Origin of the sequence: Acinetobacter sp. YH1901134 (assembly GCF_013416965.1) — a bacterium.
GTDB lineage: Bacteria > Pseudomonadota > Gammaproteobacteria > Pseudomonadales > Moraxellaceae > Acinetobacter > Acinetobacter amyesii.
Genome location: NZ_VPEW01000029.1, coordinates 1 through 6,838 on the forward strand (window position 1 = coordinate 1; position 6,838 = coordinate 6,838).

At 39.7% G+C, this 6,838-nt stretch carries 8 protein-coding genes; 7 read left to right on the top strand and 1 reads right to left on the bottom strand.

Translation table 11 applies throughout. The features are described 5' to 3' along the window. The first annotated feature begins 212 nt into the window (after positions 1 to 212). Positions 213 to 677: a bacterioferritin gene (gene bfr, locus FTV50_RS16250; protein ID WP_067762676.1), complete on the top strand. Its 465-nt coding sequence runs from the start codon at positions 213 to 215 to the stop codon at positions 675 to 677. A gap of 58 nt (positions 678 to 735) precedes the next feature. On the opposite strand, the gene FTV50_RS16255 is transcribed toward bfr, so the two are convergent. Further along, on the bottom strand, positions 736 to 1,269 hold the full coding sequence (locus FTV50_RS16255; RefSeq protein WP_373683699.1) for a peroxiredoxin: 534 nt from the start codon (positions 1,267 to 1,269) through the stop codon (positions 736 to 738). Positions 1,270 to 1,492: 223 nt separating this feature from the next. On the opposite strand from FTV50_RS16255, the gene FTV50_RS16260 reads away from it, so the two are divergent. From FTV50_RS16260 to FTV50_RS16285, 6 genes are all read left to right on the top strand, one after another. Next, positions 1,493 to 2,224 (top strand): YqiA/YcfP family alpha/beta fold hydrolase, encoded by a 732-nt coding sequence (locus tag FTV50_RS16260; RefSeq protein WP_180025075.1) that lies wholly within the window; start codon positions 1,493 to 1,495, stop codon positions 2,222 to 2,224. A gap of 86 nt (positions 2,225 to 2,310) precedes the next feature. Then, positions 2,311 to 3,603, top strand: a complete 1,293-nt coding sequence (gene bioA / locus FTV50_RS16265) for an adenosylmethionine--8-amino-7-oxononanoate transaminase (protein ID WP_180025076.1) — start codon at positions 2,311 to 2,313, stop codon at positions 3,601 to 3,603. Next, positions 3,600 to 4,757: an 8-amino-7-oxononanoate synthase gene (locus tag FTV50_RS16270; protein WP_180025077.1), complete on the top strand. Its 1,158-nt coding sequence runs from the start codon at positions 3,600 to 3,602 to the stop codon at positions 4,755 to 4,757. The genes bioA and FTV50_RS16270 overlap by 4 nt, the downstream gene beginning before the upstream one ends. A 7-nt stretch (positions 4,758 to 4,764) precedes the next feature. Next, on the top strand, positions 4,765 to 5,553 hold the full coding sequence (gene bioC / locus FTV50_RS16275; RefSeq protein ID WP_180025078.1) for a malonyl-ACP O-methyltransferase BioC: 789 nt from the start codon (positions 4,765 to 4,767) through the stop codon (positions 5,551 to 5,553). Next, entirely contained in the window at positions 5,550 to 6,194 is a 645-nt protein-coding gene (gene bioD / locus FTV50_RS16280; protein ID WP_180025079.1) for a dethiobiotin synthase, read from the top strand. Before bioC ends, bioD begins: the two co-directional genes overlap by 4 nt. Positions 6,195 to 6,233: 39 nt before the next feature. After that, positions 6,234 to 6,692: a nucleoside deaminase gene (locus FTV50_RS16285; protein WP_180025080.1), complete on the top strand. Its 459-nt coding sequence runs from the start codon at positions 6,234 to 6,236 to the stop codon at positions 6,690 to 6,692. Positions 6,693 to 6,838: the final 146 nt, after the last annotated feature.

Here is a 6,838-nt window from a genome sequence, read left to right on the forward strand (position 1 = left end):
TTGTTCCACTTTAGATATTTGTTTAAGATGAGATGTAACTCATTGAAATGTGTCATCATATTCGTCGTCAGAAAACAAGTATTATGCCATTATTTCAATGAGTTATCTTTTTTTGTCGTGTACAAAGATAAATCATAAACTTACAAAAATTATATTTTGCATTCATTTTGAAACTTGTCCATAATATTTGAAAAGGGTATGGAGTGAAGAAAATGCGTGGCAATCCAGAAGTCGTAGACTACTTAAATATGCTGATCGGTGGCGAACTGGCTGCTCGTGATCAATACTTAATTCATTCCCGTATGTATGAAGATTGGGGCTTAAGTAAAATCTTTGAACGTATCGATCATGAAAGCCAAGAAGAAGGCTCACATGCAGATGCATTGATTCGTCGCGTATTGTTCCTTGAAGGAACGCCGAATATGAATCGTGATGATATTGAAGTCGGTACAGACGTTGTGACTTGTTTAAAAGCGGATTTGGCGCTTGAATATCATGTTCGTGAGAAACTTGCTCAAGGCGTAAAATTGTGTGAAGAAAAGGGTGACTATGTGACCCGTGATATGCTCCGTCAGCAAATGTCAGATACTGAAGAAGATCATACCTACTGGCTTGAAAAGCAAATGCGTTTGATCGAACTCATTGGTCTTCCAAACTATATTCAGTCTCAAATGTAATTTAAAAAATATCAAAATAAACCCAGCTTCTGCTGGGTTTTTTATTGGACCATGAAAACTATTGTTGTAGTTTTTTGATATCTGCCAAAACTTGCGCCGCATGTGTCTGTGTATTCACACTACTGTAGTGATACACAATAATGCCTTTCGGATCAATCAGAAAGGTTTCACGTTTGGCAACTTTCAAAATCCCTAAGTTTCGTACAATACCTAACTGTGTCGCCAGTTTATGTTGTTGATCGGCAAGAATTGGAAAGGGAAGTCCGAGTGATTTAGAGAATTTTTGATGTGATGCAACATCATCTAAGCTTGCGCCCAAAACAACAGCATTACTTTTTAAAAATTGTGGATATAGGGTTTTAAATTGATTGGCTTCTTCTGTACAACCGGGTGAGTTGTCTTTGGGGTAAAAGTACAGAACAAGCCATTTCCCTTGATATTGCTTCAGTTCGTGCCATTTTCCATTTTGATCTTGCAATTTAAAGTTGGGTGCGGGTGTGCCTACCCATTGTTTTTGTTTGTTTTGATTGGTGCTGAGTATTGATGTTTCAGCAACTGTGATTTGGGTAGTTGCTATTAAAGCACATGTCATGAAACAGATTTTTAGCAATGAAGAAACTTTCATAGAGCATCAGTTTATATTGTTCTTTATCTGATCTTAGCAAATTTTAAAGCGCTGTAGGCTAGCTGATTTTATATTTATTGAAGTAGATTTCGAATGTCTTTTGGCAAATCGGTTGATGTGCTGAAATGCCACTATCAAACGTGCTCTGAACTTTTATACTATTTGGAATCGTTTAATTTTAGAGTTTGCATTGAAACAACAGATTTTACTTATTACTGGATGGGGCGGAGGTCGTAAATTACTTGCTCCTTTACAGCAGGCATTGATCACCCAAGGTTATCAGGTCGAATTATGGAATATTTTTGATGCCTTAAATCTAGCAGTGCTGGAACAGAAAGTTGAATTGGCGCAGCAATTTGATGTGATTATTGGCTGGTCTCTTGGTGGTCAATTGGCGACGATTTTGGTAGATGAAATTCAAAAAAAATATCAACAACAAAAAGTGCTGATCACACTTGGCTCAAATCCAAGTTTTGTGGCTCATGAACAGTGGCCTGCTGCGATGGATCAAACCAGTTTTCAAAGCTTCAAACAATCTTTCGAGCAGGATGCAATTTCGACCCTAAAAAAGTTTGGTTATATGGTTTGTCAGGGCACTGATAGCAGCAAGCAAGATTTCATCACCTTGCAAAGTTTGATTCAAGCGCAAAATTTAGATGTGCTTCGAGCAGGATTGAACTGTTTGGAGAAGCTTAATAATGTCAGTATCTTGAAAAATTACACTGGTCATCAATACCATTTGTTTGCTAAGCAAGATTTTTTAGTTAGTTACAAAGTTGAACGCTTACTGCGTAATTTAGCTGTAAAGTTTTTGGAGAGTGAATTGGTTTCTGGCTCACATGGCTTTCCATTGTTTCAATCTGAAGTCATAAGTTGCAAAATCTGCCAATATTTAAAGAAAATAGAACAAATCTCTGAATAGCTGGGCTTTATGGCAATTTATTTTTCCTTGCCGTGGGTTTAACATCTTGCCACATTGATGTTTAAGCCTGATACATGGAGTGAGGGATGGCCAATTTAACCGATCTACAATTTGATCAGCAGCATATTTGGCATCCCTATACATCGATGACTCAGCCCCTTCCAACGTTTAAAGTGAAACGTGCGCAAGGGGTAATGATTGAGCTTGAAGATGGTCGTCAATTGATTGACGGTATGTCTTCATGGTGGTGTGCAATTCATGGTTATAACCATCCCGAGCTAAATCAGGCAGTGACCGATCAACTGCAACAGATGTCACATATCATGTTCGGTGGATTGACACATGATCCCGCGATTCAACTGGCTAAATTACTGTTAAAAATCACACCGCCCAGTTTAGATAAAATCTTCTTTGCCGATTCAGGTTCGGTTGCTGTCGAAGTAGCCTTGAAAATGGCAGTGCAGTATTGGGCGTCTTTGCATCAACCGAATAAAACCAATTTTATCACACCACGTTCTGGCTATCATGGCGACACTTGGAATGCGATGTCTGTGTGTGATCCAGTGACAGGGATGCATCAAATTTTTGGCCCAAGTTTGCCAAATCGAATTTTTGTTCCTGCGCCGCAAGTTGGCTTTGACCAAGCGTGGAATCCTGCGGATATTGCTGAACTAGAAAAGACTGTCTCTGAACAGCATGAAAATGTTGCGGGATTGATTCTAGAGCCGATTGTGCAAGGTGCAGGAGGCATGCGTTTCTACCATCCTGAATATTTACGTCAAGCTAAATTACTCTGCGAAAAATACAATATCTTGCTGATCTTCGATGAGATCGCGACAGGTTTCGGGCGTACAGGAAAACTCTTTGCTTGGGAATGGGCCGCAGTTGAGCCAGATATTATGTGCATTGGTAAAGGACTGACAGGCGGTTATATGACCTTGTCTGCAACTCTAACCACGCAGAAAGTTGCGAATACGATCAGCCAAGGCGAAGCTGGTGTGTTTATGCATGGCCCAACCTTTATGGCAAATCCGTTGGCATGTGCTGTGGCTGTAAAAAGTACCGAACTGCTACTTTCTCAAGATTGGCAAGCCAATATTCGACGTATCGAAGCTCAATTGAAGTTTCATTTACTAGCACTTTCATCGCTTGAACATGTCAAAGATGTACGAATACTTGGTGCAATTGGTGTGGTGGAATTGACCTTTAATGTCGATATGAAAACGCTACAACAGGAGTTTGTTCGTCGTGGTATTTGGATTCGTCCATTTGGGAAACTGGTTTATGTGATGCCACCCTATATTATTTCTGAGTATGAATTAAAAATTTTGCTAGAACAAATGGTTGAGGTGGTGAAAAACATGGTGCAGTCGGTATGAATCTGCTTAGCCATTTTTCAGATCAACTTGATCAACTGAAACAGCAAGGCAACTTACGTCAGTTCACTTCGAATCATCAGCATGATCGTTACATTAGTATTCACGATCATACCATGTTGAATTTAGCGTCAAATGACTATTTAGGTTTGGCTTCAAACCTACATCTACGTGAACAATTCTTTGATGAAACCCCGAACGCACAGCGTTGGATGAGTTCATCCTCATCGCGTTTATTGACAGGAAACTTTTCTGAATATGAACAACTTGAATCAACATTAAGTGATGCCTTTCATGGTCGATCTGCACTGTTATTTAACAGCGGCTATCACATGAATATCGGGATTTTACCTGCACTGGCAGACAGTAAAACCTTGATATTGGCGGATAAGTTAATTCATGCCAGTTTGATTGATGGCATCCGATTATCGAGTGCGAAATATGTACGTTATCGCCATAATGATTTGGCGCATCTTTCTCAGCTTTTATGCAAATATCATGAAGATGAGGCTTTTGAGCGGATCATTGTGGTGACTGAATCGATTTTCAGTATGGATGGTGATGAAACCGATTTGGCTGAACTGGTAAGGATCAAAAAACAATTTCCCAAAGTGATGTTGTATGTCGATGAGGCACATGCAATCGGTGTGCGCGGTGAGCGTGGTTTAGGCTGTGCTGAACAATATCAAGTGATTGATGATATTGATCTTTTAGTCGGGACATTTGGTAAAGCACTGGCTTCAATAGGGGGGTATCTCATCTGTCATGCGATTATTCGTGACTATTTGATTAACTCGATGCGACCGTTGATTTTTAGTACTGCACAGCCCCCGATCTGTATGGCTTGGACAGATTTTATTTTCAAGAACGTTTTAAATTTAAAAGAAGAGCGTCACCATTTACAACAAATCAGTCAAAGTTTGCAGCAAGCTGTGCAAGCTAAAGGTTTTGATTGTCCATCTACATCACATATTGTGCCCGTCATTATTGGCGAGTCGAATAAAACAGTTGCCAAGGCTCAAGCTTTGCAAGCGGCAGGTTTTTATATCATGCCTGTACGTCCACCCACTGTGCCGCAGCATAGTTCGCGCTTACGCATTTCACTCACTGCTCAGATTACACAAACAGATCTTGATCAGTTGACTCAATTGTTGTGAGTGACTTGTGAATAATTTTGAGATTGATAAATCCCAAGTGGCGTTACGCTTTGCTCAGGCAGGGCACAGCTATGCTGAACATGCCGTTGTACAAAAAGAGATTGCTCAACATTTATTTGAGTTGATGCAGCAGTATTGTTCAAAGTTGCAAAATCATCCTATAGAAACGGTTTTTGAAATTGGATGTGGCTCGGGGAATTTAAGCCATTTAATGCTGGAAAATATGCAAATCAATCGTTTGGTTTTAAATGATCTATATGCAGAAATTCAACAGCATTTTCAGTCAAGTCCGCAGATTCAGTACAGACTTGGAGATATCGAACAACTTGAATTTCCACAGCATATCGACTTGATCGCATCTAGTTCGGCTTTGCAATGGGTAGGGAACTTAGCGGGCATTGTTGAGAAAGCCTTTCAAAGTTTAAATCCAGAGGCATATTTTTGTTTTTCGACCTTTGGGCAGCAGAATTTACAGGAAATAAAAGCTTTGACTGGGCAGGGTTTGGACTACCTCGATGTTGATATGCTTCAAATCATATTAAGTCAAAATGGTTTTGAAATTCTGCATCTTTCAGAGCAGACAGCGGCATTATATTTTGATCATCCAAAGCAGGTTTTGCAGCATTTAAAAGCGACAGGTGTGACTGCGACAACCTCACATTTTCGTTGGACGAAAAAATCGCTCTTTGATTTTTATTCAGCATATCAACAGTTTTCTTTGCGTGATGAATCAGGGCAGATGCGTTATGCACTGACCTATCATCCGATTTTTTGTATTGCACGGAGAATGCCATGACAGGGCAAGTTTATTTCATTAGTGGGATCGATACAGGCATCGGGAAAACATATACCACGGGCTATTTGGCTAAAATATGGAATGAACAAGGGGCGCGAACGATCACGCAAAAGTTGATCCAAACAGGCAATGTCGATATTTCTGAGGATATAGAACAACATCGTCAAATTATGGGTACAGGGTTGTTGGTCGAAGATGAAACCAAACTCACGATGCCTGAAATATTTAGTTATCCTGCATCGCCACATCTCGCCACCAAAATCGATGGACGTGACATTGATTTTGCTAAAATCGAATACGCGACAAAACGTTTAACTGAAAAATATGACAATGTTTTACTCGAAGGTGCGGGTGGGTTGATGGTGCCATTAACCACGGATCTTTTAACCATCGACTATGTTGTAGAGAAACAATATCCCGTTATTTTGGTGACATCAGGTCGTTTGGGCAGCATTAACCATACGATTTTAAGTTTGGAAGCACTAAAAAGTCGTGGCTTGGCACTTTATGCACTGGCTTATAATTTAAATGATGAATCGCAAGATGCATTGATTTCTAAAGATACTGCTGAATATTTAAAAGCATATTTAGCCAAACTCTTTCCAGAGGCGTTATGGATTGATGTTCCTGTATTGGCATAATGGGCTAACTCTTTATATTGACAATAATTGGGCGTATTTATGACGGATCATGCGTTTATAGAACTTGCGATTCAACTTGCGAAAGAAAATATTGAGCAAGGTGGCCGACCATTTGGTGCTGTGATCGTTAAGCATGGTGCTGTGGTGAGTACAGGGGTGAATGAAATATTAATCTCGGGCGATCCGACATCTCATGCCGAGTTAAATGCATTAAGACAAGCCGCCCAAAATTTAAATACGACGTCTTTGAAGGACTGTATCGTTTATGCGAGCGGACAACCATGTCCAATGTGTTTGGCGGCTCTGCGAATGGCTGGAGTTGAAAAAATTGTATATGCTTATTCAAATGCTGATGCAGAAGCCTATGGTTTATCTACAGCAGAGATTGCCGAAAAATTAAGACTTGAACCACATGAACAGCAAGGGTTGAGTTTTAGTCAGTTAAAGCCAAACTGTGATCATGAGCTATATGATTTTTGGAAGCAGAAAAATACTTAATAAATACTATGTGTTTATTCTCTGTACACGACAAATTTCACAGAACCCTTATCCTATCAGGATTCTGCTTTCTTAAAATTGCCAAAATTTCCTTAAACTCTTCTTTTTTCCCAAAACCAATTAAACGCTGAATCGCCATTTGAACA

Coding starts and splice junctions, on each gene's coding strand:
- FTV50_RS16285 (WP_180025080.1), top strand. CDS start 6,234: ATGACGGATCATGCGTTTATAGAACTTGCGATTCAACTTGCGAAAGAA.
- FTV50_RS16270 (WP_180025077.1), top strand. CDS start 3,600: ATGAATCTGCTTAGCCATTTTTCAGATCAACTTGATCAACTGAAACAG.
- FTV50_RS16255 (WP_373683699.1), bottom strand. CDS start 1,269: ATGACATGTGCTTTAATAGCAACTACCCAAATCACAGTTGCTGAAACA.
- bioA (WP_180025076.1), top strand. CDS start 2,311: ATGGCCAATTTAACCGATCTACAATTTGATCAGCAGCATATTTGGCAT.
- bioD (WP_180025079.1), top strand. CDS start 5,550: ATGACAGGGCAAGTTTATTTCATTAGTGGGATCGATACAGGCATCGGG.
- bfr (WP_067762676.1), top strand. CDS start 213: ATGCGTGGCAATCCAGAAGTCGTAGACTACTTAAATATGCTGATCGGT.